Source organism: Paraburkholderia sp. TE9906, from assembly GCF_056279605.1.
This window is the reverse complement of record NZ_JBWCCT010000029.1, coordinates 1-26,268: the sequence shown is the minus strand read 5'-3', so window position 1 is coordinate 26,268 and position 26,268 is coordinate 1. Positions and strand designations below refer to the sequence as shown.

At 60.1% G+C, this 26,268-nt stretch carries 17 protein-coding genes and 3 pseudogenes; 4 read left to right on the top strand and 16 right to left on the bottom strand.

Going from position 1 to position 26,268, the window contains the following annotated elements:
- Positions 1-378: 378 nt before the first annotated feature.
- Positions 379-462 (bottom strand): annotated as a pseudogene (locus tag ACZ9H4_RS36480) (IS6 family transposase); the annotation flags it as partial.
- 61 nt (positions 463-523) lie between these two features.
- Here ACZ9H4_RS36480 and ACZ9H4_RS36475 point away from each other — a divergent pair.
- Positions 524-793 (top strand): annotated as a pseudogene (locus ACZ9H4_RS36475) (DUF1330 domain-containing protein); the annotation flags it as partial.
- A gap of 94 nt (positions 794-887) precedes the next feature.
- On the opposite strand, the gene istB reads toward ACZ9H4_RS36475, so the two are convergent.
- Positions 888-1,655, bottom strand: coding sequence for an IS21-like element helper ATPase IstB (gene istB / locus ACZ9H4_RS36470; RefSeq protein WP_476123099.1), 768 nt, complete (start codon positions 1,653-1,655; stop codon positions 888-890).
- 12 nt (positions 1,656-1,667) lie between these two features.
- Complete coding sequence (istA, locus tag ACZ9H4_RS36465) at positions 1,668-3,191, bottom strand: IS21 family transposase (protein ID WP_476123097.1); 1,524 nt, start codon at positions 3,189-3,191, stop codon at positions 1,668-1,670.
- A gap of 96 nt (positions 3,192-3,287) precedes the next feature.
- Between istA and ACZ9H4_RS36460 the strand changes: the two genes are divergently transcribed.
- Complete coding sequence (locus ACZ9H4_RS36460) at positions 3,288-3,413, top strand: hypothetical protein (RefSeq protein ID WP_476123094.1); 126 nt, start codon at positions 3,288-3,290, stop codon at positions 3,411-3,413.
- A gap of 534 nt (positions 3,414-3,947) precedes the next feature.
- On the opposite strand, the gene ACZ9H4_RS36455 is transcribed toward ACZ9H4_RS36460, so the two are convergent.
- The 9 genes and pseudogenes from ACZ9H4_RS36455 to ACZ9H4_RS36415 all read right to left on the bottom strand — a co-directional run bounded on the left by ACZ9H4_RS36455 (position 3,948) and on the right by ACZ9H4_RS36415 (position 18,568).
- Entirely contained in the window at positions 3,948-5,462 is a 1,515-nt protein-coding gene (locus ACZ9H4_RS36455) for an ATP-binding cassette domain-containing protein (RefSeq protein WP_408150614.1), read from the bottom strand.
- Positions 5,459-6,385 (bottom strand): branched-chain amino acid ABC transporter permease, encoded by a 927-nt coding sequence (locus ACZ9H4_RS36450; RefSeq protein WP_476123092.1) that lies wholly within the window; start codon positions 6,383-6,385, stop codon positions 5,459-5,461. The genes ACZ9H4_RS36455 and ACZ9H4_RS36450 overlap by 4 nt, the downstream gene beginning before the upstream one ends.
- Positions 6,386-6,399: 14 nt before the next feature.
- On the bottom strand, positions 6,400-7,275 hold the full coding sequence (locus ACZ9H4_RS36445; protein ID WP_408150609.1) for a branched-chain amino acid ABC transporter permease: 876 nt from the start codon (positions 7,273-7,275) through the stop codon (positions 6,400-6,402).
- A 145-nt stretch (positions 7,276-7,420) separates the two neighbouring features.
- The gene (locus ACZ9H4_RS36440; protein ID WP_476123089.1) at positions 7,421-8,686 is read right to left on the bottom strand and encodes an ABC transporter substrate-binding protein; all 1,266 of its coding nucleotides are present in this window, start codon (positions 8,684-8,686) and stop codon (positions 7,421-7,423) included.
- A 720-nt stretch (positions 8,687-9,406) separates the two neighbouring features.
- Positions 9,407-10,983: pseudogene (locus ACZ9H4_RS36435) on the bottom strand (IS3 family transposase).
- A 519-nt stretch (positions 10,984-11,502) separates the two neighbouring features.
- The gene (locus ACZ9H4_RS36430; protein ID WP_408150605.1) at positions 11,503-12,744 is read right to left on the bottom strand and encodes a cation:proton antiporter; all 1,242 of its coding nucleotides are present in this window, start codon (positions 12,742-12,744) and stop codon (positions 11,503-11,505) included.
- A gap of 140 nt (positions 12,745-12,884) precedes the next feature.
- Positions 12,885-14,081: a DUF2254 domain-containing protein gene (locus tag ACZ9H4_RS36425; RefSeq protein ID WP_476123087.1), complete on the bottom strand. Its 1,197-nt coding sequence runs from the start codon at positions 14,079-14,081 to the stop codon at positions 12,885-12,887.
- 707 nt (positions 14,082-14,788) lie between these two features.
- Positions 14,789-16,135 carry a PQQ-dependent sugar dehydrogenase gene (locus ACZ9H4_RS36420; protein ID WP_476123101.1) on the bottom strand — a complete coding sequence of 449 codons (1,347 nt, stop codon included), beginning with the start codon at positions 16,133-16,135 and terminating at the stop codon, positions 14,789-14,791.
- Positions 16,136-16,828: 693 nt separating this feature from the next.
- Positions 16,829-18,568 (bottom strand): peptidoglycan D,D-transpeptidase FtsI family protein, encoded by a 1,740-nt coding sequence (locus ACZ9H4_RS36415; RefSeq protein ID WP_476123085.1) that lies wholly within the window; start codon positions 18,566-18,568, stop codon positions 16,829-16,831.
- 636 nt (positions 18,569-19,204) lie between these two features.
- Between ACZ9H4_RS36415 and ACZ9H4_RS36410 the strand changes: the two genes are divergently transcribed.
- Positions 19,205-19,609, top strand: a complete 405-nt coding sequence (locus tag ACZ9H4_RS36410) for a BspC domain-containing protein (RefSeq protein WP_408150539.1) — start codon at positions 19,205-19,207, stop codon at positions 19,607-19,609.
- A 432-nt stretch (positions 19,610-20,041) separates the two neighbouring features.
- Here the strand turns inward: ACZ9H4_RS36410 and ACZ9H4_RS36405 are convergent, their stop codons facing one another.
- From ACZ9H4_RS36405 to ACZ9H4_RS36390, 4 genes are all read right to left on the bottom strand, one after another.
- Positions 20,042-21,358 (bottom strand): chloride channel protein, encoded by a 1,317-nt coding sequence (locus tag ACZ9H4_RS36405; RefSeq protein WP_476123082.1) that lies wholly within the window; start codon positions 21,356-21,358, stop codon positions 20,042-20,044.
- A gap of 126 nt (positions 21,359-21,484) precedes the next feature.
- Positions 21,485-22,150 (bottom strand): DUF4396 domain-containing protein, encoded by a 666-nt coding sequence (locus ACZ9H4_RS36400; protein ID WP_476123080.1) that lies wholly within the window; start codon positions 22,148-22,150, stop codon positions 21,485-21,487.
- A 558-nt stretch (positions 22,151-22,708) separates the two neighbouring features.
- Positions 22,709-23,059 carry a hypothetical protein gene (locus ACZ9H4_RS36395; protein ID WP_476123078.1) on the bottom strand — a complete coding sequence of 117 codons (351 nt, stop codon included), beginning with the start codon at positions 23,057-23,059 and terminating at the stop codon, positions 22,709-22,711.
- 939 nt (positions 23,060-23,998) lie between these two features.
- A complete protein-coding gene (locus ACZ9H4_RS36390; protein WP_408157780.1) occupies positions 23,999-24,244 on the bottom strand; it encodes a hypothetical protein in 246 nt (81 codons plus the stop codon).
- Positions 24,245-25,043: 799 nt separating this feature from the next.
- On the opposite strand from ACZ9H4_RS36390, the gene ACZ9H4_RS36385 reads away from it, so the two are divergent.
- On the top strand, positions 25,044-26,156 hold the full coding sequence (locus ACZ9H4_RS36385; protein WP_408157778.1) for a mechanosensitive ion channel family protein: 1,113 nt from the start codon (positions 25,044-25,046) through the stop codon (positions 26,154-26,156).
- The last annotated feature ends 112 nt before the right edge of the window (positions 26,157-26,268 follow it).

Here is a 26,268-nt window from a genome sequence, read left to right as displayed (position 1 = left end):
TTCGTCGAACGATGTCTCCCAGTCCATCGCTTCCTCATGCAAAGAATGAAGAAGCTCCTATAATGCCATGAATTTTATGACACAGTAGTACTATGTTGCGCATGCGGAACTTGCCTTGCACCTCACACCGCACGGCGGCTGGCAGTGTCGATTCCTTCCCCGTCGCCGGGGTGAACCTTCAGTCGAGAGGTACGTTGTCGCCAGAGCTTCACACCCAGCCGTTACCGGCTGCGCATGTCTGGATAGGCAACTGCTGGTCGTACAGCAGGTCGCAGCACTGCAATCGTTTCCGATCGCCGCGTACGACAAGACCAGGACGAGCTTTACCGCCAACTACCTGCCGCTTGACGCGCGGCTAACGGCGACACGTGTCGCACCATCCAGCGGATAGTGCAGTCGCTTCAGTACCTTGCCAATGCCGGTGGGCAGCGTCTTGCGTGGCGTTTTCGTCATTGCCATCATGCTCGTCATGCTTTGGGATTCGACCAATTCTACTTCATCGCGTTAGCGCGACAGAACCGCCATGACTGCATATGCTGTTGCCCACCTGAATAACGTCGAATTGTGCGCTGATATCGTCGAATACCTCGATCGCATCGACGCCACACTTGAGCCGTTTGGCGGCCGTTTCGTCGTGCACGGCGCTAGGCCCGAGGTACGCGAAGGCGAGTGGCACGGAGATCTCATTATGGTTGCGTTTCCCGATCTCACCGTCGCGCGCGCCTGGTACAGATCGGACGCGTACCAGCGAATTCTGCCGCTGCGCCTGCGGCACGCGAGCGGGTCGCTGATTTTTGCGTATTTCGGCGAACGTGACCGCCGATTTCGGGAACGTGACCGATTCGGTGGAGTTGGGCGTTGCGCGGTGTTGATTGTAGATTTACTTGTTAGGTCTGGTCGAGTTCGGGCTCCAGGACGTTGGGTTTTGGGGATGCTTTTCTGAGGGATTCACCGGTGAGCGTGATCCGGTGATGGCGCTGCATGAGACGGTCGAGCATTGCGTCGGCGATGGTCTCGTCGCCGATCCAGCCATGCCAGTGTTCAATCGGCAACTGGCTGGTGACGATGGTGGCCTTGCCCGCCGAACGGTCATCGATCATCTCGAGCAGATCGTTTCGAACCATTGCATCAAGGGGAGCCATTCCCCAGTCGTCCAGCAGGAGGACGTCAACGCGGGCGACCTGCAGCAGCCATTTCGTGAAGCCGCCGTTGCCGTGAAGGACGCGCAGTTCTTCATTCAGTCGCGGTACGCGTAGGTACAGCGCCGAATGCCCGCGTCGGCAGGCGTACTGTGCGAGCGCGCAGGCGAGCCACGATTTCCCGGCGCCCGTTGGCCCGCTGATGAGCAGGCTGTAGCCGGCCTCGACCCAGTCACCGAGAGCAAGGCTCGTGAGCGAGCGCGGATCCACACCTCGGCCGGCGCGAGTGTCGAGGTCCTCGATAGCGGCCTGCGGATATTTGAGGCGCGCCTGCTTGAGGAGTCGGGTGCGCCGGCGATCATCGCGCCAGCTGGCTTCCCGGTCGACCAGCAGGGACAGGCGTTCCTCGAAGCTCAGACTGGCTGCGCCGGGCTGCGTCAATTGTTCTTCCAGGCCGTCAGCGAAGCCCTCAAGCTTCAGGGTGCGCAGTTGAGTCAGTGTCTGATGCATCATCATGGCGGGTTCTCTTTATTGGTAGTAGCCGGGGCCGCGTACGTGCGCGTGGCTTGGGCTGATCCAGTCGGCAGGCGTTGCCGTCGCAGCCCGGTCGCGGTTGTTGATCAGGATGTCGCGCACATGGCGGTAACGGTGAACGCCCAGTTCCAGCGCCAATGCACAGGCCGCTTCAAGACGTTCGCGGCCGTAGCGCCGTGAGAGCGAGAGCAATCCGAGGCAAGCCCGATAACCGTGTTCCGGATGACGCTGCTCCTGTAGCAGCCGGGTGACGAGCGCGCCGGTTGCCGCGCCGATCTGCTGTCCCCAATGAATGAGCCGCTGCGGCGTCCATTCGAGATGGGCGCGGTGTGCGGCCGGCATATGTTCAACGACGGTGGTGTAGCCGCCGGCGCGATCGTTACGGGCGTGGCTGGCGACACGTCGACCGCGATGCAACAGTTCGACCGCGCCGGCAGTGATGCGCGCATCGAGCTTGAGGCCGACCAGAGCGTGCGGCACGCTGTAGCGGTGTTTGTTGATCTCGACGTGATAGTCGATGTGAACCGTTACTGTCTTGAAGCGCGCGAGCTCCCAAGGTTGTGACGGCAGCGGCTGCAATGCCGGCGCGTCAAGCTGCGCGAATGCGCTGGCGCGGCATCCCGGCAGCTTCTGGAACAGGCGCTCGTTCAGGTTCTTCAACAGCGGACTGATCGCTTCATCAACCGACTGGACCGATGCAAACCGGTGATGACGCAGGCGCGCCATGATCCAACGTTCAACCACCTGGACTGCAACTTCTACTTTCGGTTTGTCCTGGGGGCGATATGCGCGAGCAGGCAGGAATGACGTGCCGTAATGGCGTGCGAAGTCCAGCACGGTGTCGCCTGCGCGCGGCTCGTAGCGGTCGGGATCGGCAATCATGGCGCGCGGGTTGTCCGGCACGATCAGCTGCGGCACACCCCCATAAAACGTCAACGCGCGTGCGATGCCGCCGAGCCAGTCCTCCATCGTTTCGGCCGGCGTCGCGCACGCGAACGTGTAGCTCGAGGCGCCCATGGCGGCCACGAAGATGTGTGCGCGGCGCCCCGTGGTCAGCGGCAACGTAGGGCCGGCGAAGTCGACAAACAGTTTCTCGCCAGCGCGATGGATCTGCCGCATCGAGCGCTTCAGGCGTTTCGCAAACGTCCTGTAGTGCTCGCAGAACTGCGTATAGCGGTAGGTCTGCCGGTCCGCGAATTCAGTCTGGTATTCCTCCCAAAGCAGCGTCAGCGTCACGCCCTTGCGACGCAGTTCCTGATGGATGCGCCCGTAGTCCGGCTGGGCATAGGCCGCTGGCCCTGTGGGCTTGCCGAGTAGTCGCCGCTCGAGTTCACCTTCGTCCATATCGCAGGCACTTGACCAGTCGAGCCCGGCCGCACCGGCCAGTCCGAGGTACTTCGTGACCACGCCCTTGGAAATGCCCAGTGATGCGGCGATCCGGTCGTGCGAGAAGCCGCCGTCGAATTTAAGTCGTAAAACGTCCTTGATCATGCGCATGTTCATCCGGTGCGCGGGCATCGTCTCTCCGGCCAAAGCCGGCGAGCATAGCCCGCGTGGTTGATGTCATGCGCAACGCCACTCCTGCCGTCCGGTTCGCTCGGTCACGTTCCCGAAATGACCGGTCACGTTGCCGGAATCGCCGGTCACGATCCCGAAACGGCCGGTCACCTTGATCCGAAATACGCAATTTTGATCGAGGGCGTGGACGAGCGTCACAAAGCGATCGACATTCTGGGCTGAACGCGGCGTGCTTGCCGCCGCGCTCCTCCGTCGACAGCCGGTTAAGGGATTTTGAGCCTTCGATACTTGGAAATGGCCGAATATGACATCGAGAAGACTTATAAAATTATCGCAAATAGATCGGTAGCCCGCGCTAACCCGGGATTGCCTGGACAGTGGCCATATACAGGTTCATCGCGAATGACGTATGACGCTGGAATTCCGCCTCTTCGCCAGTCTGCGTATCCGGAAAATGGGCAGACGAAACTTCGATCACAAACTGCGCGACTGGCACGGTCATTTCAGAATACGTTGCGACTAACGTGCCGCTTGCGTCAGCCGCCGCCCGAGGTCTCGATAAGGGATTTCACCCTTGACCATGAGTCAACTGAATCCAGGGCAACCGGATCGTCAACAACTCGATCCGCAGCGGAGCCGACGCTCCCGCAAAGTGCTGCTATGGCGATAAGGACTGCCTTCATCGGCTTCTGTAGCACGAATGCGGTGATGGGATTCTGCGTCACTGCGGCCAGATACAAGAAACACCTCGCCCGCTTACGCACGCGCCTGCAATGCGTTCGGCTCGCCCGACGGCACCGCCTCCAGGAAGCCATGCCCCATCTCCCGCTCGAAGCGAGACGGGCTGCCCTCCCAGATGACGCGCGCGTGTTCGAGCACATACACGCGGTCCGCGTGCGGCAGCGCGAACGTGACGTTCTGCTCGCCGAGCAGCACGGTGATCGGCGTGGACTTCTGCATCGCTTCTAGCGCCTTCGACAACTGCTCCAGGATCACGGGTGCAAGACCGAGTGTGGGCTCGTCGAGAATCAGCAGCCTGGGCTGCATCATCAGTGCGCGGCCAATCGCGAGCATCTGCTGCTCTCCGCCGGACAGCGTCTTTGCGGTCTGGCTCTGGCGCGACTTGAGAATCGGAAACAGATCGAACAGCCACGCGAGCTGGTCCGCGCGAATGTTGTCGGCGAGATGATAGCCGCCCAGGTCAAGGTTCTCGCGAACGGTCATGTCGCTGAATAATTCGCGCGTTTCCGGACATTGCACGACGCCCGCGCGGGCGATCGCCGCGCCGCTCATGCCCTCCAGTTTGTTCTCGCCGAAACGGATGCTCCCCTCATAAGGCACGAGACCCGAGATGGCGTTGAAAAGTGTCGTTTTGCCCGCCCCGTTCAGTCCCACAATCGACACGAATTCGCCCTCACGTACATGCAGGCTCACGCCGTCGAGCGCCCTCGCCTTGTCGTATTGCACGCCCACGCCGTCGACCTGGAGAATAGCCGGTTTGTCGTTGGCGCTGGCGGGCGCGCGTTCGCGCACTTCAAGCTTGCCGCCGAGATAGACCCGCCGCACCGTCTCGTTGCGCATCACCTCGTCAGCGGTTCCTTCGGCGACATGTTCGCCGAGATACATCGCCAGCACGCGATCGGCGAGCGCCGCCAGACTCTTCACGTTGTGATCCACGAGCAGCACCGCGCGGCCTTCGTCGCGAAAGCCGCGGATCAGGTCCGAGAATGCCGTCGACTCCGTCGCGGTCAGTCCCGCGAATGGCTCGTCGACGAGCACGACCCTCGGATCACGGGCGATCGCTTTGGCCATCTCCATGCGGCGCAGATCCGCAAACGGCAGAGTCGCCGGATGCCGATGCATGACGGCGCTCAGGCCCACGCGTTCGGCGATTTCGCGAGCGCGCCGGTTCACGTCCGGATCAACCACGAGCTTCGTGAGCGAATCGGGCAGCAGAGCCAGCTTGATATGCTCCAGCACCGTCTGCCGATGCAACGGCCGTGAATGCTGGAAGACGATGCCGACTCCCGCCCGCGCGATCCGATGCGGTGCCCAGCCGGCCATCTCGACGCCGCCGACCTTGACCGATCCCGCATTGGGCCGTTCGATGCCCATGATCAGCTTCATCACCGTCGACTTGCCAGACCCGTTCGGTCCGATCAGACCGAGAATTTCGCCGGGCCGCACGTTAAAGCCGATGTCCTTCACCGCGACCAGTCCGCCGAAGCGCTTGGTGAGGCCGCGTACCGCGAGAAGGGGCGTGTCGTTCATGGTTTTTCCCTCACGCGCAGCAGGTTGCCGAGCAGCCCATCCGGAAAGAACAGAATGACGGCGAGCGCCACGGCCGCGACCACGAAGGTATTGATCTGGCCGAGTGGACGCAGAAACTCGCCGGCGACGATGAGGAAAATCGATCCGAGCACTGCGCCGAGTATCGTGCGGCGCCCACCGAGCACCGCCGCGATGATGACCTGAACCCCGACGCCCAGATCGACCACGGTACTGACCGAAGCCGTGCCCTGATAGAACACGAGCATCGCGCCCGCCACGCCGGAGAACACAGCGCTGATGCAGAACGCCGCGAGCTTGTGCCGCGTGACATTGAAGCCGAGCGCCTGGGCGCCGATCGTGTCCTGACCGCTCGCCTGCAGGATCAGACCGATTGCCGAACGCGACAGTCCGAACAGCAGGATCGCGCAGACGATCAGAAACGCGAGGGCGATCCAGTAGTTGTAGCGGGCATCGACGGACATCACGTCCGGAACCATCATGCCAATCTCGCCGCCAGTCACGCCCGCGAAGATCACGATGGCGTTCTGCAGGAGCAGCACGGCGACCAGCGTGACAAGACCGAAGTACGGGCCGCGTAGGCGCAATGCCGGCACCGCGAGCAGCAGCCCGCCGACCAGCGCGACCAGCCCGCCAGCGACCACGCACACCAGTATCGGCGCGCCCCATCGGGCATCGAGGATAGCCGCCGAATACGCGCCGAGGCCAATCAGAAACGTCGGGCCGAAATTCACCTCGCCGGCAAAGCCGAATAGCAGGTCCCACGACATCGCAAAGACACCGAAATAAAACGCCACGGTCAGCACGCCGAGGATGTAACCCGACAACCAGCAGGGCAGCGTCGTCGCGGCCGCGGCGAGCAACACGGCGGCCCCTATCGCACGCGAACGAAGAAGAACGGTCATGACGATGCGCTCCTCTAACGCCGTCCAAGGAAGCCTTGTGGCCGCACATACACGACGAGCACCAGCAGCAGCAACGCGGGTAGCGGGCGCAGCGTCGGCGCGACGAGATAGGCGGTGATGGTCTCCAGATACCCGACGACATAAGCGGCCATCAACGAACCGGACACGCTGCCCAGCCCGCCGAGTACGACAATCGAGAATGCACTCGCCGTGAGCTGGCCGGTGTTGTTCGTGCTCACACCGAGAAACGACGCGAGCAGCACGCCCGCGATACCGGCCAGCACGCCGTAGATGGTCCACGCGAGCAGATAGATGCGCGACAATTCGAAGCCGAGCAGCGTGAGGCCACGTGGGTTCATCGACGCCGCGAGCAGAGCCTTGCCCAGTCGCGTGCGGTTCACGAACAGCCACAGCAATCCGATCACCACCCAGCAGAGCACCGCGATCATGATCTCGTTGAACGGCACGCGCACCCCGGCAACCGTCGCGACACCGTTGATCAGCGGGCGCATCGTCACGGGATTGTCGGTGAAGAGCCAGGCCATCCCTTGCTGGATCATGATGCCCCACAGCAGCGTGCCCGTGAGCACGAAGATTTCCTTCTCCTCGCGGGGAATCGCGCCCGACCGCTGGATGGGCCGCACCACCATCAGATACGTGATGTAGGCGGTAACCATTCCGGCGAGCACGCCGAGCGGTGTGCCGAGATACGTGCCGAGGCCGCCTTCGCCCGCGAGAAACCAGCCGGCCAGTGCCGCCACCAGCATTACGCCGCCGTGCGCGAGATTGAGCACACCGGAGACGCCGAAAATGAGCGTGAAGCCGATGGCGCCCAGGGCGTAAAGGGAACTAATCGCAAAGCCGTCGATGAGAATCTGCAATGGCAGCATGCTCGGCCCTTCGTGTCGATGGGTGAATCGATGCAGGGGGCTGTCTGGACGGTCACCGCATGGCCCCCGACGGATTCAGACAGTATCACCCGCCGACGCGGCACAAAACCCGCGCGGCGGCACCGCGTATTTCATGGCATGCTGGCTAGTTCGCGGCCGCGTGCTGCACCTTGACGAAAGCCGGGAACCTGACCGTGCCGTTCGCTACGGACTTGGGCCAGATCGCGACTTGCTTGCCGCCCTGCCATTGCAGGTTGATGCCGGTGATATATCCCGACCCGTACTTCAGCGCATGGGTGAACTGATCGTTGCGGCCGTAGAACTGCCAGCGGCCGATCGTGCCGACATAGTCCGTCTTCTCGAGCGCATCGACCATCTGGTCCGGGTCTGTGGACCCCTTGTTGCGTTTGATCGCATCCGCGAGGATGTACACGAGGTCGTAACTCGTGAAGCCGCAATACGCCGGCGACACGCCGAATTTCTTCTGATAGGCGTCGACGAAGGGTACGGTCTTCGGCGTGATCGCGACGCCCGGTGCCGCCGCGGACGCCGTGATCACGCCTTCCGTCGCGCCGTTCGTGTCCTTCCAGAAGCTCGTGGTGGTGGCTTGCGAACTCTGGCCCGTCAGCGGAATCGGCACCTCCTGGTCATGCCATTGCACGGTGGGCTGCACGCCGACATGGCTGATGCCGGTCGTGATCGTGTCGGGATGCTTCGCCTCAATCTGGTTGAAGATCGGCGTGAAATCAGACGTGTCGGGATTGAAGCGGACGTGATCGAGCACCTGCAGGCCCGCTTTGGGCAGACACTCCAGGAAGCGCTCGTCGAGCGGTTTGGTCCACGCGGCGTCTTCGCTCATCACCACGGTCGTTTTCATCTTGAACTGGCCGACCAGGACGTCGTGCGAAAAATCGCAGATCGATTGCGCGATGAACGCCGAGGTCATCCAGCCATGAAAGGTGTATTTGTAGTGATCGTAGTCGTCGTGGACGTGCTTCGAGATGTCGTTGCTCGCCGCGCCCGGCGTGATGAACGGCATTTTCAGCCGTCCCGACCAAGGCTCCATCGCGAGCGCAACTTCGCTGATATAGCTGCCGATCACCGCGACTACCTTGTCCTGAGTCGCGGCCCGCTGGAATGCGCGCACGCCGTCGGAGGCCGACGAGTGATCGTCATACGCGATGATCTGGATAGGCCGGCCATCGACGCCGCCGTGTGCGTTGATCTCGTCCGCGGCCAGTTGCGCGGACTTGCTGATGGATGCGCCCGCGACCGCCGACTCCTCGCTGATGACCCCGATTTTGATCGGATCCCCTGCTGCAAATGCGCTGACCGAGAGGCCAAGCCCCGCTGCCACCGTCCCTGTCGCGACGACGCGATACAGGTCCCGCCATGTTCTCTTGCTGGCCATCATGTTCTCCGATTCTCGACGATCGTTGAGTGACATCTGCCTGGCACACCGCAGCTTTGAATGGTGCGCGCACAACAGTATCACCCCGTCCCTCCACACTACATCCGTACTAACGATTATCCAGAGCGCGCGGATTTCATCGTGCAGAGCAGCAAAACCGCGGTCAGGTTGGGTGACGGAGGTCGGAGCTTCGCCGCCCGCCGTCCTTTTCTCCGCTATTGCGTGGTTACGTCGAACAGCAGTTCACCGCCAATGGTCCGAGCGACGGCCTCGGCATCAGGTTCGTCTGCTTGACGCCCGGCTTGGCCCTGTCCACACGGGCGGCTAAAGTCATTTGGATCCTGTTCTCTGATCCGCACGTCAGCGGCACCTTGAGGTCGTTCGCGTGGGCCGGCTTTAACTGGCACTCGGCGATATTCGCGGCGATGGGGCACCGGCCTGATAATGCGGGAACGTCCCGACGGAATCAGCGTCTTGCACGGTGCAGTGGAGTGGTTCGCCACCGTCTGTGTTTCCGAAATGAAAGCCAACCGGTCGCTCCAGCAGCGTTCATTGCTTTGTTCGGCTTGTCGCGTATCACCTCGTCGCGGTGTGTGATCCGGCACCTACGTCGGTCTTGTAGGACTGAGCCCACTTGGCAAAGATGTCCGCGTCGCCGTGCCCAACTCCTTCGACGTACACGGAAATTTTCAAGCTAGTTGTCGCCTCAACGAATAAATTTCAGGCGGCCTTTCTCTCCTGGTTAGGGCGTTGCGGAGTGTCTGCAAGGGTGTCGGTTCGATCCGGGTTCAGATGCACAGCATTTACGCGCTGCCAGTTGCGCGTGCGGCCTTTCCATCGGAGCGGATTGCGTTGCCGGGCGCTTTCGTAGAGCGCCGCGCGTCGGTCCAGGATGTCCTGATCGAGATTCGCATGGCGCTGCGCCGGCGTCACGAACCGGATCGTACTGTGACGGTGTTCGTGGTTGTACCAGCGCACCAGCTCGCTCACCCAGGTGCGCGCGGCAAACAGGGTATCGAACGCCTTGAGCGGGTAAGCGGGCCGGTACTTCAGGGTCTTGAACAGCGACTCGGAATAAGGGTTGTCGTTGCTTACGCCCGGACGACTCAACGACGGCATGACACCCAGCGCCTGGAGGGTGGCGAGCATCGTCGCCCCTTTCATCGGGCCACCGTTATCCGAATGCAGAATCACCTGGTCGGGCTGTATCGCTTCGCGTGCGCAAAGGTCCCGGAGGACTTCGCTGGCCAGCGCGCTGCTTTCCTCCGCATAGACCTGCCAGCCGACGATCTTGCGACTGAATACATCCAGAAACAGGTACAGATAAAAATACTGTCCACGGATCGTCGTCGGCAAATACGTGATGTCCCAGGAATACAACTGGTTCGGCGCGTCGGCGCAAACCGAACGGGGTTTGCTGCGAGCGTGGGCCGGCCGTTCGCTGCGCCAGTGGGCGAGTTGCTTCTCGGCCTTCAGTACCCGGTAGAACGTCGATTCGGAGGCGATATAGCGTTGCTGGTCTGCCAGTCGCGGCACGATCTGGCTTGGCGGCAGATGACCGAATTCGGGCGAGTTCGCGACCGCCAGCAGCTCGGCGCGTTCGTCGGCAGAAAGCTTGTGGCACCGCTCATGGTGCCTTAACGAGCGCCCGTCCACCGCGCCAGGTTCGCCGCGTTGCCAGCGCTGAACTGTCCGGGCACTGAGCCCCATAATGTTGCATGCGTGTGCCTGGCGAGCCCCGGCCAGGGTCGCCTCGCTGATCAGGCTGATCAATTCCTTGCGCTCTTCAGGGGCCGTCATTCGGCCTCGCCCTCGAACAGCGCGCGGTACTTTTTTTGCAGCACCAGTAGCGCTGCAGCTTCAGCCAGCGCCTTCTCCTTGCGTTTCAACTCGCGCTGCAGCTGGACATTGGCCTGTTTCAGATCCCGTACTTCCTGGGCGCTCTCGCGCCGGCTCCCAGTTCCACCGACGGTGCAAAAATCCGCTCGCCACCTCGCGAGATGATGCGCAAACAGGCCGCGCTCCCGACACCAGCCGTTCAATGCTTCGTCGACCAACCCGCGGCTCTCCTGCAATGCCATCAGTCGTTCTTCCAGCGACCAGTCTTCCGGACGTCTTGCGTGTCCGGAGCTCGAGCTCCGGTTCGCGGCGGCGGCGCCTCTCATCCATTTCCTCAATGTCAATACGTTCACGTTCAATTCGTCGGCCACCGCTCCAACTGTCCGGCTCCCGCGTTGCAGGACCTTCGACAGCGCCTGCTCCTTGAACTCCACAGAATACGTTTGTTTCGCCTTCAACCTGCACCTCTGACTCTTCTTGGTAAGAAAGTTCAGAAGCGACAACTAGTCTGACGCCGGGGGTACACGTGCCGAGTCTGAATTGCGGCTGCTCGCGAGGACCGTTACACCGACTAGGTTGAACAACCGCCGGACCCGGGACCAGGGGATCCGGGCCGCAATCGGTGCATTGGATATCAGGCACGCGCAGTGAGCATGGACGCTTGACGGCAAGCATCGATATGGCGAGCTGGATGCCTGTCGTGATGACGATGTAACAGTTGTGATCAGCGCCGCAGACGTGGCACTGTATAGCACGAAGGGGGATGGCAGAAACCGGGGCGCCGCCTTTCATGAGCTTCACGCATGAACCGTGTCATAAGAGGCGAGAACGCTTGAACATCGAGCCAGACGCCTCAACCCTGGTCTTCTGGGCTGTGGCGCAATAGCGACCAGCGAACCGGTAGAGCGGCGGCCTGACGTATTTGACGGCTCTCAATGAGCAAACCGAAGAGTCCGCGTTGACTGCTTCGACAGGGGCTACGCTTTTAACCCGACGGCGCGACGAACAACGCGCCCAACCGTGAGCCCCTGACCCAGGATCGAGGCTACGACGACGCAGTATGTCAGAGCGAGGACCACGTCTCGCCCGGCGCCTGACGGAATCGACAGCGCCAGTGCGACCGAAATGCCGCCGCGCAAACCGCCCCACGTGAGTACAAGCCACGAGCCGACAGGCAATCGCACAGAACGACCGAGCAGTGCGACCGGAAGGCCCACCGTCAGAAGCCGGGCGAGCAAGGCCACAAGGGCAGCCGCGACACCTGCCAGGAGGATCCTGCCGTCAAACGAAATCGACAATACTTCCATGCCAATCAGCACAAAAAGTACCGCATTCAGAATCTCGTCGATCAATTCCCAGAACATGTCGACGTAGCGACGCGTTGTGTCCGACATCGCGTGCGCCCGACCCCGGTTACCTGTCATTACCCCCGCTACTACCATGGCAAGCGGCCCTGACACGTGAAGGTGACTGGCGAGAGCGTAGCCTCCGATGACCGATGCCAGTGTAAGCAGCACCTCGACCTGATAGTTATCAACGCTCTTAAGCAAACGGTATGTCACGTACCCGAGTACCCAGCCAAACGCTAGACCGCCGCCAGCTTCCCGGACCAGTGCGATCAATCCCGTTTCCACCGATGGCACGGAACCGCTGGCTGCCATCGCAAGCAGCAATGAGAACAGGACGACCCCCACGCCGTCGTTGAACAGCGACTCGCCGGTAATGACCACCTCCAGACTGTCAGGCGCGCCAGCGGACTTCAGGATGCCCATGACAGCGACCGGATCGGTCGGCGAGATCAGTGCGCCAAAAAGCAGGCAGTAGGACAGCCCAAGTCCAACGCCGAACAGCGGGAGCAGGATCCACAGAGAGAAGCCAACGATCAGTGTCGACGCGATCGTACTCAGCACAGCCAGCGCAAGAATCTGCTTTCGAAACGACTTGAGCTTACCCAGATCAACGTGCATCGCTCCCGCGAAGAGCAGCAGCGATAACATGCCTTGCAGCAGTACCTCACCAAAATGGATCGAGTGCACCAGGCTTTCCTCCGCAACCCGCAGGCCGTGCGCGACGCCAAGTTCATCCAGCCCGATAATCGCAAGTGAGAAGCCGAGTGCCGTCGCCATGACGCCGATTGTCGTGGGTAAGCCAAGGAACCGATGGTTCAGGTATGCAAGCAAGGCGGTCACAACCAGACAGATGGCAGCTATGTCAAACATTGAAGATCCGCGTCCACGAACGAAGTGATTGGAGCCTCGCGATGACGCCCGATGGCCCTGGCCGGACAGACGGATGGTTCACCCGACTTGAAATCGGTGCGATCGCGAAGCAGATAGCGCAGTTTATGTGCGAGCCCTGGTTACGCAGCGGTCTTACCGACCCTCGATGCGAGGAGCCGCAACACCTTCTTGTCTTCCTCCAGTTGCAACGCGAGTTCCGCACGTCTCAATGCAAGCTCTGAGTGTCTTTGAGCGGCAGCCTGATAGCCCGCGCTGTGCAGGCGCCCAAGCGACTCAAGTGCCTTCTGCAGTCGCATCCCCACTTCCACGAGTCCTGCACCGTCGTGGGCGATGGGGCCGAAAAAGTCATCGAACATATCATCCAGTTTCAGACCAGGAACGAAGATCCGGTCGCAGTCCACGTGGGCCTCAGCATTCACCTCGCCGGGTTGCGCCCACATCGAAAGTATCCGCACGCCGCGACCGATCACATCTATGGCCGTGCCCGGGTCGTTCACGGCCGGCGAGAGCGCACGCGACGCGATCTCCGTCAGGACCGAGATGCCGAACCTGGGGTCCTGGTCAAACGATCGGCGCACACCGATCGAAAACGCGGCCCGAACCCCCTCCTCATCGATAGACTTTGTGCTCACGACGCTTGCCAGAACAGTCTGCAGATCGACGAATGATCCCGGAATCGCCTGCGCATATATTGCGCTGCTTCCGTGGTCAGTCAGACGGGCCAGTGCCGGGATATCGACATGCATCACGTAACCGACGCTGCACGCATGGATCGCTTTCGCGTTTGGGGGTACGTCGCCATAGTCTAAAAGCTGGGTGCCTCCCAGAAAAGGCCGCCTCAGCCGATCTTCCAGTGCAGCAATCGCCGCCGCCTCGACACGATCCGTGGTTTCGCCCAGTCGCCCAAGACGGGCGAGGTGGTCAATCCAGCGTAGCAATGTGTAGACGATCAGCGCGATGATCCCGACGAGACTGAACAGGAATGAGCCGATAAAGGTTGCGAGAACGTTCTGTGTCGTGGTGTCCTCGACGAGGAGCGGCGTCGCCCGCGGCGTTACGGTATTCGTTGCCGAACCAAATGCTGACACCATGATATTCAGCGAAAACGTTGTCGTTGCAAGCATGCTTGACGCGATGATGCCAAGGATATTGTCGACTGCGTCCGCCCCAATATGCGCCGACAGGCTCTCCGGAATGTAATCCTTGACGCCTAGCGCAAGCAGTGCTGTTACCACGCCAAGAGCGGATAAAAGGCCCGCACGAAACCATAGGCGCCTGGCGATCCGTTTCAGTACCCATTGCCATCGTCCAATCATCTGCATCTCCCCTACGAACCGGCATCGTCACATGCCCACACAATCATGTGGTCAATGGCGCGGCGTGCTTCCGTACATCACTGCGTGGAGAAAACCGCCCAACGTGTGCCGCATCAGTACCACGCCAGATCTGCAGTACGCCATGCGGCTGGCGGGTCTACGCTGAGTCAATGTCATGAAATTGTGAGTGCGTTGAGGCACCCCGCACCGGTCTTTCCCGGCTCCGCGACCCGAACCTCATTTGTCGCGTTTTCAGGCAGGAGCGATCGATGAAGACGAGGCCGCGTGTCGCTCACCGGATGGGCCAGGTGCGCATCGGGACGGGCCTCAGTCCGGCCTTATGTTGAGAAATTGATCGCCCAGAATGGCATGCCCGCAGCGGCAACCATCAACAAAGGGCCCCTAATCTCACCTCGCCCGAAAAGATTAATGCCTTGCAAAAACCGGATCTGGTTCGCCAATCAATGTGCCCTAACAAGGTTATCGAACACGACCTTCGGGCAATCAAGGGGCGGCCGACGCTTGGGGTCCAGGACATCTCTCTGTGCAGGAGCCCTGCTAGTCGGCATCGAACTGATGCGTCTATTGCCAAAGAGTACATGCAATGTGATCGCGAAACCCGCTTTTCCGCGCCGCGTGCCACATTCGCCGTTTGCTAGATGACCTTGCATCGCCCCTGCCTGGGAGCAAAGCGGCCACGGGCAGAGTCATTTACCGGCCGGCGCGATGTCCGCCGCTTTGGTATTGTCCCGCGGCGCGACTCGCCAGACAGCGTTACCCACGTCGTCAGCCACGAGCAAGGCCCCGTGCGCGTCCAGCGCGACGCCGACCGGCCGCCCCACGGCGTGTCCGTCCGCCTTCAGAAAGCCACTCAGGAAATCTTCAGGCGCGCCGGCAGGCTTTCCATCGACAAACGGTACGAACACCACCTTGTAGCCGCTATGCGGTTTCCGGTTCCACGATCCATGCTGGCCAACAAATGCGCCTCCACGATAGTGAGCCGGGAATAGCGTCCGGTCGTAAAAGACCAGACCTAGCGAAGCCGTATGATTGCCGAGCGCATAGTCAGGCGCGATGGCCTTTGCCACCAGATCGGGGCGTTGCGGTTTGACGCGGGTGTCGATGTGCTGGCCGTAATAGCTGTAGGGAAAGCCATAGAATGCGCCATCTTTCACGGCGGTCATGTAGTCGGGGACAAGATTGTTGCCGAGATCGTCCCGCTCGTTGACTGCCGTCCACAACGCCCCGCTATCCGGTTGCCAGGCAAGTCCGTTGGGATTGCGCAATCCCGTCACATAGGGCCGCACATGGCCCGTGTCGATGTCAAACACGAGGATTCGCGCTCGGCCGTCTTCGGCCCCGACTCCATTTTCCCCTGCGTTGCTGTTCGATCCCACCGTGATGTACAGATGCTTGCCTGAGCGGTCGGCCAGGATATTTTTGGTCCAGTGATGGTTGATCGGCCCGGCCGGCAAGTCGGCAACCTTGACACCGGGGCTCGTAATCTGGGTGGTGCCCGTCACGTAGTCAAAGCGCAGCAGAGCGTCCGTATCGGCAACATAGAGTTGATTGCCGATGAGCGCCATTCCGAACGGCGAATGCAGGTCGCGCAGAAACACAGTCTGTGTCCTGGCGACGCCGCTGCCGTCCGCGTCGCGCAACAGAACAATGCGATCGGGACTCGGCACACCGGCGCCGGCGCGCTTCATGACCTGCTTTCTGACCCAGCCGAATAGGCCACTGCCTTCATCGTGTTCTTTTGGCGCGTCGCTCTCCGCTACGAGTACGTCTCCGTTGGGCAGGGTGTAAAGCCAGCGCGAGTGCGCAAGGCCCCCGGCGAACTCGGTGACGAGAAAGCCGGCAGGAGCCGTGGGTATAAAACCGTCGGGGCGCGCCTGAACGGGCGCGATGTTGACCATTGGAATCAACGACGATTCCGGAGCCGGGAGGGCCGGCGACGCGCCGAAGCCCGTATCGCTTGGACTTGACGGTCCGACCGCGCAGGAGGCCAAGGGGATAACCATTAAAATGGCCAGACGATTTAGCAGGCGCATGTGAGTTCCCATCGATGAAGTCGGTTAATGATGCCTGGCGGATCAGCAAGAAACCGGCCCGTGACATCGCCGGCTAGAGCGCAAACGCTCCATGCTTGATCGAAAGTCCGTGGCCTCCAGGCGTGCTCGTCGTGCTGACACGCTCGCCCTACCCAGCATCAGATTTCCTTAAGGTACGGTCGCTAGCATTGGTCGGGTTTGTGCAATGCTTTTTTCGGGCTCTCGGTTCAAAATTCCGCAAGCTGCGCGCGCTGTCGTCTGCTGAATCAAATCGTGACAACCTGATGAGCAGAATTGGCTAAGTCTACGAAATGAATCGTCCGGCATATGCGCGCATGCTTCTGGATAACCGTCGCTGGAGAGCATCACGCGGTGTTGGAACCGGAGCGTGCCCGTCACACTGCTCGCTATGCGTCGTTGTACTTGCACAGGACGAAGCTGCAACATGACTGCAACATGATTGAACTGATAAACCGAGCGAGCGAAAAGGACGCCGCCACCAGATGCGCGGTCTCAAAGTAAGGTTTGACGAATGTCTGCGGCGACCACACGCGGATCGTGCCCTGAAGAATTTCTCCGCGGACGACGCAACGGCGCCGGGTAACCCCGACTATCTTGCAGGCCGAAAATAAATGTGCGTCACTTGAAGGTCGCGCGGCTGCAGCCGCGCACTGTAGTCGGGGGATCGATCAATCACGTGATCGGCGCGCTTTTGTCCTCCACAAAGCGCGAGCCGGGGTCGTCAGGCATGACGCCCAGCAGACTCATGGTTTTTGTCGCGACTTCAGAAAACACGGGACCAGCAACAGCGCCTCCGAAATGCGAGCCTTTACGTGGCCGGTCGATCGACACCGCGATAATCACGCGCGGATGTTGGGCGGGAACGACCCCGACAAAACTCGCCCGAAACTGTGACCGGTCGTATCCACGCGGTGTCCAGCGATAAGCCGTCCCGGTTTTTCCCGCCACAGTGTATCCAGGTACCGCCGCTTGTGGCGCCGTTCCGTCGTCGGACACGACAGAACGCAGCATCGTCAGCACCTGTTCGCTGACACTTGGCGAATAGACCCGGCGGCCATACACAGGCTTGCCGCGTCGCGCATGAATCGTTGCGGGCAGGAACACGCCGTCATTTGCAAACACCGTGTACATCTGCGCGAGTTGCAACAGGGACGCCGACAAGCCGTAGCCATATGACATGGTCGCCTGTTCAATCCGGCGCCACTGCCGATAAGGACGCAATGTGCCCGCGGCGGCGCCTGGCAAACCGGCATGCGGCGCGCGCCCGACGCCGACCGCGCGGAAATTCATCCACATGTCGCGCGGCTTCATCAGCAGGGCAATCTTAGTCGTACCGATGTTGCTCGACTTCTGCAATACGCCAGAAACTGTCAACGTACCGAAGTTCTTGTCGTCGTGAATCACCGCGCCATCGAGCCGTAATCTTCCGCCATCTGTGGGAACCAATGAGCGCGCAGAGACATCCCCGCGTTGCAACGCCAACGCAATCGTCAGGGGCTTCATCACCGAGCCTGGTTCGAACACATCAGTCACCGCATGATTGCGCACCGCCGCCCCGGTCCGCCCTGTACGGAGGTTCGGATCGAAACTGGGCCAGTTCGCCATCGCGAGGATCTCGCCCGTATGCGCATCCAGTACGATCGCCGAACCCGAGTGCGCATTGGTCCGTTCGACCGCTGCGCGGAGCGCGCTAAATGTCGCGTACTGAATAGGCTGATCAATTGAAAGCGTGACGTCCTTGCCGCGCATGGGCTGCTTCAGCGAGAGCGTGTCGATCACCTGGCCACCTGCGTTGCGCAGCACACGGCGACTGCCATCACTGCCAGTCAACCGTGCGTTGTCCACCTTTTCTATGCCTTCCTGCCCCGTGCCTTCCACGCCGGCAAAGCCGACCACGGGTGCTGCGATCGCTCCTTCAGGATAGTAGCGACGGTAATCGCGCTGTGCATACACGCCCGGCACATCGAGCCGTATGACGCGCGCTGCAACGTCCAATGGCACCTGCCGGCGTAGGTATGCAAACGACGTGCGTGAAGAAGCAATCGCGTCGATCCGCTGTGGATCGATATGGAGCAGGTGGGCAAGCGACTCCTCCTTCGCAGCCGATAACGGCTCGGTACCCGAAGCGTCCATCCACAGCGCGCGGGTGGGCAGGCTTAGTGCGAGCGGGCGGCCGTCGCGATCGAGAATGCGCCCGCGCGACGCATGAATGCCGAACTCGCGCACCTGGCGCAAATCGCCCTGCTTCTGATAGAAATCATCATTGATTCCTTGCACCCAGAGGGCTCGCACAGCAAGCGACAGAAACGCTGCCGAGAACGCCACGCCGATCGCGCGCGAGCGCCATCGGGGTAAGTTCTGTTGCCTGCTGGAATGCCGGGAAAAGTTGATAGTCTTCTGGTAAAAGCGCATCGGGTCCGTATCGGAGCACGCGGCCAGGCCGTCGTCACTGGAAAGACGCGAGCCGCAAACGCGAGAGGCTCGCAGGTGTCGCGCGATACTAGCACGGAGCGCTTTTCATTCTCCCGCTAGTGCAAACAGTCCTTGATTGAAAGTAAGTAGATCCGGTCAGCCGCGCGCCCTTCGAAAAACTGTACTTCGGTGCGTCCGGCGGCATGCCACGCCTTGACGCCGATCGGCACGCCCCGAAAGAAGGTGCGCCCCTGCAAACGCACCGTAGACCCGACACGCGATCGATGTAAGTGACGGGTACTTCGCTCCCACCGATCAGCGATGCATTCAACTACAGACGGAAGATCCTGTTCCGACGCAGCGGAATATTTCGGTGCTTTGGAAAACACTGAATCCTGCGCGGAGCAGGACATCAAGGCAACGCAAACGCATGCCGTCAGAAACGGTCCGGCACCCGTCCTGCGCTTAACCGCCATTCCAGCCCCTTCAAGGCATGGACGACCGCATGACCCGCGTCTGCGCCCGCATCCCTCGATACGCCTCAAGGCCGTCGGCGCCCAGCGTCCGAATAGCGCGTGTATACTCATGATCTCTCCGCCGTGTCGAAATCACCCGCTATTACGGGCACCCCTCCGAATGAAGCTTACCACTGCCATTTTTCTGCTCTTCGCATTTAGCTGGGCAATCCAACGTGTTCATGCGCAGCCGCAGTTGGATTCGCCTGAAGACTATGCATATCTTCGACGCATTCATGTGCCGGATGTCGTCGTCAATTGCGTGGCTGCTTTCGACCGCTGGGTTCGCACCGCGCCCCGCTACGACCTGTTCGTCATTTCCGAGCGCCGCGCGCTGTCGGCCAAAGTGATTGCAGCTCCAGCGGGTTCTCGCGCCGGCTCTCTTACGTCTTTTGATACCGTGGTGCGGACTCCGGCGTTTGCGAAAGTACGCGGCAAGTATGTATGGGTACCTGTGAATGCGACGTGCCAGGTGTGGCACGGGCACGTTGTCGGCCTGTCTGCCCAACAGGTCGCAGTGCAGTGAGGCGCAAACACCGTCGCATCGTTGCGGCTACCGCGATCGCCAGCCCACGGATGAGCGTGTTCCAGCAGTACTGACACATTGCACCAGCGCTGTACGCCGGCACGAGGCCGAGGAAAGCTCGGGGCTTGAGCGCCGATCCATCAATGGTCAGATCGGGTTCCAATGCGTCCCGGTTTCCCCTGCGGCCCTGGCATCGTCACGCAATGCCAGCATGCGGCGGGGGTAATTCAGCACTTCGGCGCCGCCAGTCAAGACCACCTTTTTTCGACCTGCGGACAAAAGGCAGCTTTCGCTGTGCGGTCGCAAGCGTCCTGATCTGTTAACGGACCGCCGGTCTGGGACGATCCACGACCTCGGCTGCCCGTACCTGAGCCGGCAGCAATCATGTTCCGGGCATCGAGGCCGAGAGCATTCTGCGAGACCTGATCAGGATCAATTTTCGACACGTGCGCTATAGCGCTCCGACAGCGCCTCGTACAGCGGCGGCGCAAAAAGACGGGAGACCTGACTCGCGATCAGGGCGGTTGCCATGAGTGAGATCACCAGGGCGTGCCCGTTAATCATCTCAATTACGATGACAAACGACGTGATTGGACTCTGCGTCACGGCCGCCAGATAGCCAACCATGCCGAGTGCAATCAGCATCGGCAATTGCATCTGGGAAAACACAAGATGGAGCGCGTTGCCAATACCGGCGCCGATCGCAAGAGAAGGAGCGAAAAGCCCGCCCGGCACCCCCGGCAGGTATGAGCCGATCATCGATGCCATCTTGAGGACGGGATACAGAATGGTCAGATGGGCATGTTCGTCGAGCATGTCCCTCGCCTCGACATAGCCACTGCCAAAAGTGTGTCCGCCGGAGAACACACCGATTGCGGCGATGACAAGACCGCATCCCGCACCGAACAGGACCGGGTGCCGCGTGCGGCAATCCAGAATCATGGACGGCATCCATCTTTGGGTATTGAGAAGCAACCAGCAAAAGACGCCACCAGCGCCTCCCGCGACGATACCTGTGAGAACGACCGCGACGGCGAGCAGATCGGGAAAATGCGGTCCGACATCGATCGTCCCGAAGTAGGTATAGTTTCCCTGTATGCCTAGTGCAACCACGCCTGCGAAAATGATAGCCGTGAGGAGTACGCCACTCGTTCGCTGCTCGAAGCTGCGGGTTAACTCCTCTATAGCGAAGACGACCCCAGCCAGTGGCGCGTTGAACGCCGCGGACAACCCCGCAGCCGCGCCCGCCAACGCCAACCGACGCTCGAGTGCTCCTCCTCGCATGGCGCGAAATCGCTTCGGATAAAACTCACGCAAGTTAAACATCAGCGCCGCTCCAACGTGAATCGTTGGCCCCTCCCGTCCGATAGTGAACCCGCCGAGTATGGCGAGAAACGACACGAGTATTTTTCCGACGAGAATTCTGGGTGTAAGAAGACGCTCGCCCAGTCCCCGACGACTGTGCAGAGTCGCGATAACCTGGGGAATACCACTGCCTTCAGAACCGGGAAAAAAGCGCAGCGTGAGCCAGACACATGCCGCACTGACTGCCGGCGTCACCAGTAATGGCAGCCACCGGTATCGGATAACGTATTGAAGAAATTCACCATACCCGAAATCAATCAGCCGGGCATATGCCACCGCGACGAGTCCAACTGCGACCGCGCCGAGCCAGAACACACCGTAATGAAGCCATAACCGATGCACCCGCTGGAGGGTCCGTTTGTCAGCAAATGAGCGCAGGAGCATGGGATGAGGTGGAGCAAAAAGCTGTCAGTATAAGTGCCATGGGCCATCCGATGTCTGGCGAACAACGCGAACGGACCCGATACCTGAATCCACGCAGGGTGCGGAATGATCCATCACAGCCCAAAGTCACATTTTTTCCTTGATCCCTCTTCGAATCAGCCACCAGTTGACTGGATACGTCGTCAGGAAACCCGCGATCATCGCAATTTGCATCATGAACCAGTACGTCCAGTCAGTTGGTTTCAGATCCGGATAAAGCGTGGCACGAACCATCATCCACGAGAACATCCCTACCTGATATGCAACGAGCGAAAGCGTGTCGATCTTTACCGCCGTCATGAGACCTTTGCCGATACTCAACCCCCGCATAGGGGCGACGGAGAAGTACTGAAAGACAATACCAAAGAGATAGGCAAGCACAAATCCGATGAGCATCTTTCCTAGCAGGTCTGAGCCGAACACCGTGATCGACAGGCCAAATGCCAGCCAGTCCCCGATGAAGTCGCCCAAGGCGCAACCCGCGCCGCAATGGGATGCTCCAGAAAACGTCGCCTGCCACATGGGCTTGTCTCTACTCTTCCGATCGTTGTCCCGGTGCGCTCGTCCAAACCAGTAGTAAAAAAGGAGTCCCATTGGACCCAGGTACAGCATCGTCAGTGGCCAGACAATCTCCATGATTTTCATCCGCTGACGCCGCGCGCATACAAATATATCGACGACGACCCAGACCGCCGACACAATCGAAAGCAGGAGGTACAGCTTCGCAATCGCATCCAGTGTGTCGCGTGTCATTGGCAACTCTGAAATAACGACCCTTAAGCAATGGATGGGCCCGACTTCGCGTGTATCGTGCGCGTAGCGCTGGGCCTGTTCGCCTGAGCCATGCCAGGTAATTCCACAGCGGCCGGAATACGCGTGGGTTCCGGCGCAGAGCGCCTGTCTGCACTACCGCTTTAACGGCTTGGGCCCGCATCACCGTTGCGCGAGATTGCCGGATTCAATTGATGCCATTTCGGTGGTCATTTCGTGGTGAATGGCTCGCGGTCTGTATTTCTGCACCCGAAGTGTGCCGTGCTGCCTCAGTAGCGGCTTCGTCGAATACCGTCCTTTGACCCGGCTGGGTGCCGCCGCAGTACGCCGACCAGAACTCAAGAAAATCCGTGGGGTAGAGCGTGAGCACACGCACCGTGGACCACTGACAGGTAAAGCAATCGTGCTGCGAAGCCCCGATGGTCACCAAAGAGTCGCACCACCAGATCGCTGAAAACGGTCGCGGAACTCCGAGCCAATTCTCCGCCAGAGCCGGACATACCGCATTTCTCAAGTAACACGTGACAGGACGGCGTCTGTTTAGAAAATGCCGGCGCACGATGTAATAGCCAGCGGACCTACTGCCGTTCCCAAAGGGTACGGAAGCGTCCAATGCACCTTTCCGGCGATCATCAGTGAGGCCTCATGCATGCCATTCAGCAGCACAAGATATTCGCCCGTTCCGGAGATGGGTCTCCAGAATGCCTCATACCCCTGCCCAAACTGAACGATTGATATCGATCCAAAGATCCGTCGTCCTTTATGATCGAACAGCGCCGCGGCTTCCCCGTCGGACAGCCGAAACGCTCCCTTCCGAAAACCGCCCGGAATACCAGCTTCAGCTCGTACCCCTTTGCCGATGAGTTCTGCGCACCCGCCGACATCGGCCATGGCCCCCGCAACAGGCACTAGAAAGATCAGCAGCGTCGCTACGATGCGCCAACCTGATAGCCTTTCAGTTCCACCCCGCAGAGCGATCGAGCCGGAAAGCCGAAGACATATATGCCGTGGCGGAAGCATCAAGGAGTCCAGTCTCTCGGAAAATCCCTTCATATATTGAATCTGGTCCTACGATTTCCGGTACCACAGACATCTGCGGCATATTTCGACAGGACTGTCATACCTGTTTATCCGTAAGCGACGAGGCAAAAATCCGCTCACCATGGTCGGAGGCTGGCAACACGGGATCGGGCGAGCCCCAGGCAGTCGAAGCGCCCACGTACAGGCAACGAAAGGCGCCAGCCGTGCGGTAGTCAATATTCCACGCCCCATCCGCGCGGCGATGGTCTGCCTCTGTGCGACCCTCTCGCCAGACCGTGACTGATTCCAGCACGCAGTCAACGTAACGAAGTATCGAACGAAGACTTGATGGCGGCTTTATCATCTGTTTTCCGCGGCGCTCACGACATCAGCGAGGGAATGATTGTCCTGCGCTGTGCCTTCCAAAGTGGTGAATCGAGTTCCGACAGGGCATCCCGTCGGATGCGGAGCAGACGAACTGAATTCCCTTCCGCTCGCGAGGACGGCGCTTCCCCTGTCTTCGACAAGATTGCCAAGTGGGGAAAGACTAACGTCTGGCTTCGCGACAGCGATTCTCAATTGCAGCGAGATGGTCTCCTCCGCCGAACGGCGCAAGGTTCTGCCTGCATTTATCAGCAGCCACCCAACTATTATTCGCAAACCTTATTAATAATTCTGCGCGGGAAGACATTAATAGGCTGGCGGCCTCCAAGCACACGAACCGGACAAATTCCGCCAACGTCCCAGGCAGCTTCCCATCAAGCCAGTTAATTATTCCCGAAAATTTTCTGCGCCGCGCAGCCAGCAGAGTTATCGTCTTCCCAGTCTGTGCCTCAGCGAATTCCGTGCATGTTCTAATGCCTGACCAAGCGCGATGCGTTCGCTTACCTCCACCTTATCCTGCGCCCCGAACGGTTCGATGCAGGCATATACGATTTCACCGGATACCGCGTGCCTTGCCACCGTATCGACCCACACACAGCCGCCACCGGCGCATTGTTCCGGCGTTGTCTCGCTGATGATTTCAAAATCAGCATAGACGGCTGACTCTCTCATATCGTCTCCACGACGAGCAATCTAGCGCGTTAGCACCAAGCCTCTCTCGACTATCATCGCAGCGCCCTCATGGCGACTCGCCACAGCTAAAACACAGCTGAAATTGAGTACTTAGGGTGTTCGCCGGAACAACAGGCTAACGCCCACCGCCGATCGCCCCCCGTAACGGAGTCCTGTTTTCGTTGCGCTCCATTATATGTCATTGCGTGATGCAATTTGACAACCGAATTGAAAATTCGTCCACCAGGGTATGCGCCGATACATCCAGGACCGGTCTGCCAGTGCTGCGGAATTCGAAGCGCACATTCGCATCGAATTCGTGCCGCTCGGCGCGCATCAAGAATGTCGCCTGTGGGCAACACCAGCGCGGCGGCAAGCCATCCAAAACGCAGCCTGGCACTCCACTCCTACCCCTGCCCGCATAAACGTCGCCGAAACCGCGCAAGCCGTGGGCAGGCAGATTGCCCGGCGCGCGCACCCGCATTGAGCGCGGAACATGGCCGACTGGCTAGTGCCTGAGCGAAAAGTGCGGCCCCGCGTGCGCGGCAACGTCCTTTTTTATCTCATCGCGTTATCACTCGGTTGGCGAGGATTTCGCCCGTAACCGTCCGCATCCCACGATCCGAATGATTTGTCGGCGGGCCTCTGCTCGCCCGTAGGGCCTTCCGGACATGCGATTTCCGTCGACACCCGAAGCGCGCAATTTACAGGAACTTTTCGCCGCGTATGTCGCCAGACAGGTGGTTGTAACAATTTGCGACACCCTGACCTCGAACTCAACCATATAAGGAGCCTGTCAATGCAAAGATGGCTAGACCTGAACGCGTTTCTCGGGGTACCCGCCACGGCCTGGCTCTACGGAGCGGTCGTCGCGGTCGTATCCTATTTCGCTCTGTCGATCCTTCTGCGCTTCGTGACCGCCCGACTTGAGAGCCTGGCCGAAAGGACTTCAACGAAGCTCGACGATACGGTCGTAGATGTGCTGAAGAGCACACACGGCGCCACAATACTGGTTGCCGCGCTGCTCATCGGCACCGAATTGCTTGGGTTAAACGACAGGTGGGACGCGCGTATCAATCACGTCTGGTTTCTTCTGATAGGCGTTCAGATCGCAATCTGGATCAACCAGGGCGTGAGAGGCTGGACAGCCGGACGACTTAAAAACCAGTCTAAATCGGCACACAACCCTGTCATTACGACAATGCTGTCGTGGATGCTCAGGGGGTTGTTGTGGTCAGTCCTGCTGCTCGCCGTGCTCGCAAATATGGGCGTCAATATCACCGCATTTGTAGCCAGCCTCGGCGTCGGCGGTGTAGCCGTAGCCCTTGCGGTCCAGAGTATTCTGAGCGACCTGTTCGCTTCGCTCGCGATCGGACTGGACAAGCCGTTCGAGATCGGTGACTTCATCGTGTTCGGAGATATTGCGGGAACCATCGAGCACGTTGGCCTCAAAACGACCCGCATCCGAAGTCTGAGCGGCGAGGAAATTGTCTGCAGTAATACCGAACTACTGAAAAATACGATACACAATTACAAACGCATGTCGGAACGGCGGATCGTCTTCGGATTCGGCGTGACTTATGACGCAACTCCGGACCAACTTCGCGCAATTCCGGACACGGTCCGTGAAGCCGTGGAGAACGCGGGTGACACGCGATTCGATCGGGCTCACTTCAAACAGTTTGGAAAAAGCTCTCTCGACTTCGAAGTCGTCTATTACGTCACTGATCCGGGGTTCAACCTCTATATGGATATCCAACAGAAAATCAACCTGGCCCTGATGACCGAACTTGCTCATGCGGGAGTTAAATTTGCCCTGCCGACTCAGACGCTTCATGTTGCCAGTGTTCCGGAAGAGGCGCTTCGCGCCCCCAGTGCACCGCCCGCACGCCGGGCCGCGTTCCAGAACTGACGAGAAGCTGCCCGCTGGTAAGCGGCTCGGCCCGACCGTTTCGCCATGCTGACTTTTCCGAAGCATGATGAGCGCGTTCAGATCAACGGAGCCAGTTAGCCATGTCGAACGC

What these genes read in the sequence shown, in the direction of transcription:
- istB (WP_476123099.1), bottom strand. Translation starts at nt 1,655, where the DNA reads ATGATGATGCATCAGACACTGACTCAACTGCGCACCCTGAAGCTTGAG.
- istA (WP_476123097.1), bottom strand. Translation starts at nt 3,191, where the DNA reads ATGCCCGCGCACCGGATGAACATGCGCATGATCAAGGACGTTTTACGA.
- ACZ9H4_RS36460 (WP_476123094.1), top strand. Translation starts at nt 3,288, where the DNA reads ATGACCGGTCACGTTGCCGGAATCGCCGGTCACGATCCCGAAACGGCC.
- ACZ9H4_RS36455 (WP_408150614.1), bottom strand. Translation starts at nt 5,462, where the DNA reads ATGAACGACACGCCCCTTCTCGCGGTACGCGGCCTCACCAAGCGCTTC.
- ACZ9H4_RS36450 (WP_476123092.1), bottom strand. Translation starts at nt 6,385, where the DNA reads ATGACCGTTCTTCTTCGTTCGCGTGCGATAGGGGCCGCCGTGTTGCTC.
- ACZ9H4_RS36445 (WP_408150609.1), bottom strand. Translation starts at nt 7,275, where the DNA reads ATGCTGCCATTGCAGATTCTCATCGACGGCTTTGCGATTAGTTCCCTT.
- ACZ9H4_RS36440 (WP_476123089.1), bottom strand. Translation starts at nt 8,686, where the DNA reads ATGGCCAGCAAGAGAACATGGCGGGACCTGTATCGCGTCGTCGCGACA.
- ACZ9H4_RS36430 (WP_408150605.1), bottom strand. Translation starts at nt 12,744, where the DNA reads ATGTTTGACATAGCTGCCATCTGTCTGGTTGTGACCGCCTTGCTTGCA.
- ACZ9H4_RS36425 (WP_476123087.1), bottom strand. Translation starts at nt 14,081, where the DNA reads ATGATTGGACGATGGCAATGGGTACTGAAACGGATCGCCAGGCGCCTA.
- ACZ9H4_RS36420 (WP_476123101.1), bottom strand. Translation starts at nt 16,135, where the DNA reads ATGCGCCTGCTAAATCGTCTGGCCATTTTAATGGTTATCCCCTTGGCC.
- ACZ9H4_RS36415 (WP_476123085.1), bottom strand. Translation starts at nt 18,568, where the DNA reads ATGCGCTTTTACCAGAAGACTATCAACTTTTCCCGGCATTCCAGCAGG.
- ACZ9H4_RS36410 (WP_408150539.1), top strand. Translation starts at nt 19,205, where the DNA reads ATGAAGCTTACCACTGCCATTTTTCTGCTCTTCGCATTTAGCTGGGCA.
- ACZ9H4_RS36405 (WP_476123082.1), bottom strand. Translation starts at nt 21,358, where the DNA reads ATGCTCCTGCGCTCATTTGCTGACAAACGGACCCTCCAGCGGGTGCAT.
- ACZ9H4_RS36400 (WP_476123080.1), bottom strand. Translation starts at nt 22,150, where the DNA reads ATGACACGCGACACACTGGATGCGATTGCGAAGCTGTACCTCCTGCTT.
- ACZ9H4_RS36395 (WP_476123078.1), bottom strand. Translation starts at nt 23,059, where the DNA reads ATGGCCGATGTCGGCGGGTGCGCAGAACTCATCGGCAAAGGGGTACGA.
- ACZ9H4_RS36390 (WP_408157780.1), bottom strand. Translation starts at nt 24,244, where the DNA reads ATGAGAGAGTCAGCCGTCTATGCTGATTTTGAAATCATCAGCGAGACA.
- ACZ9H4_RS36385 (WP_408157778.1), top strand. Translation starts at nt 25,044, where the DNA reads ATGCAAAGATGGCTAGACCTGAACGCGTTTCTCGGGGTACCCGCCACG.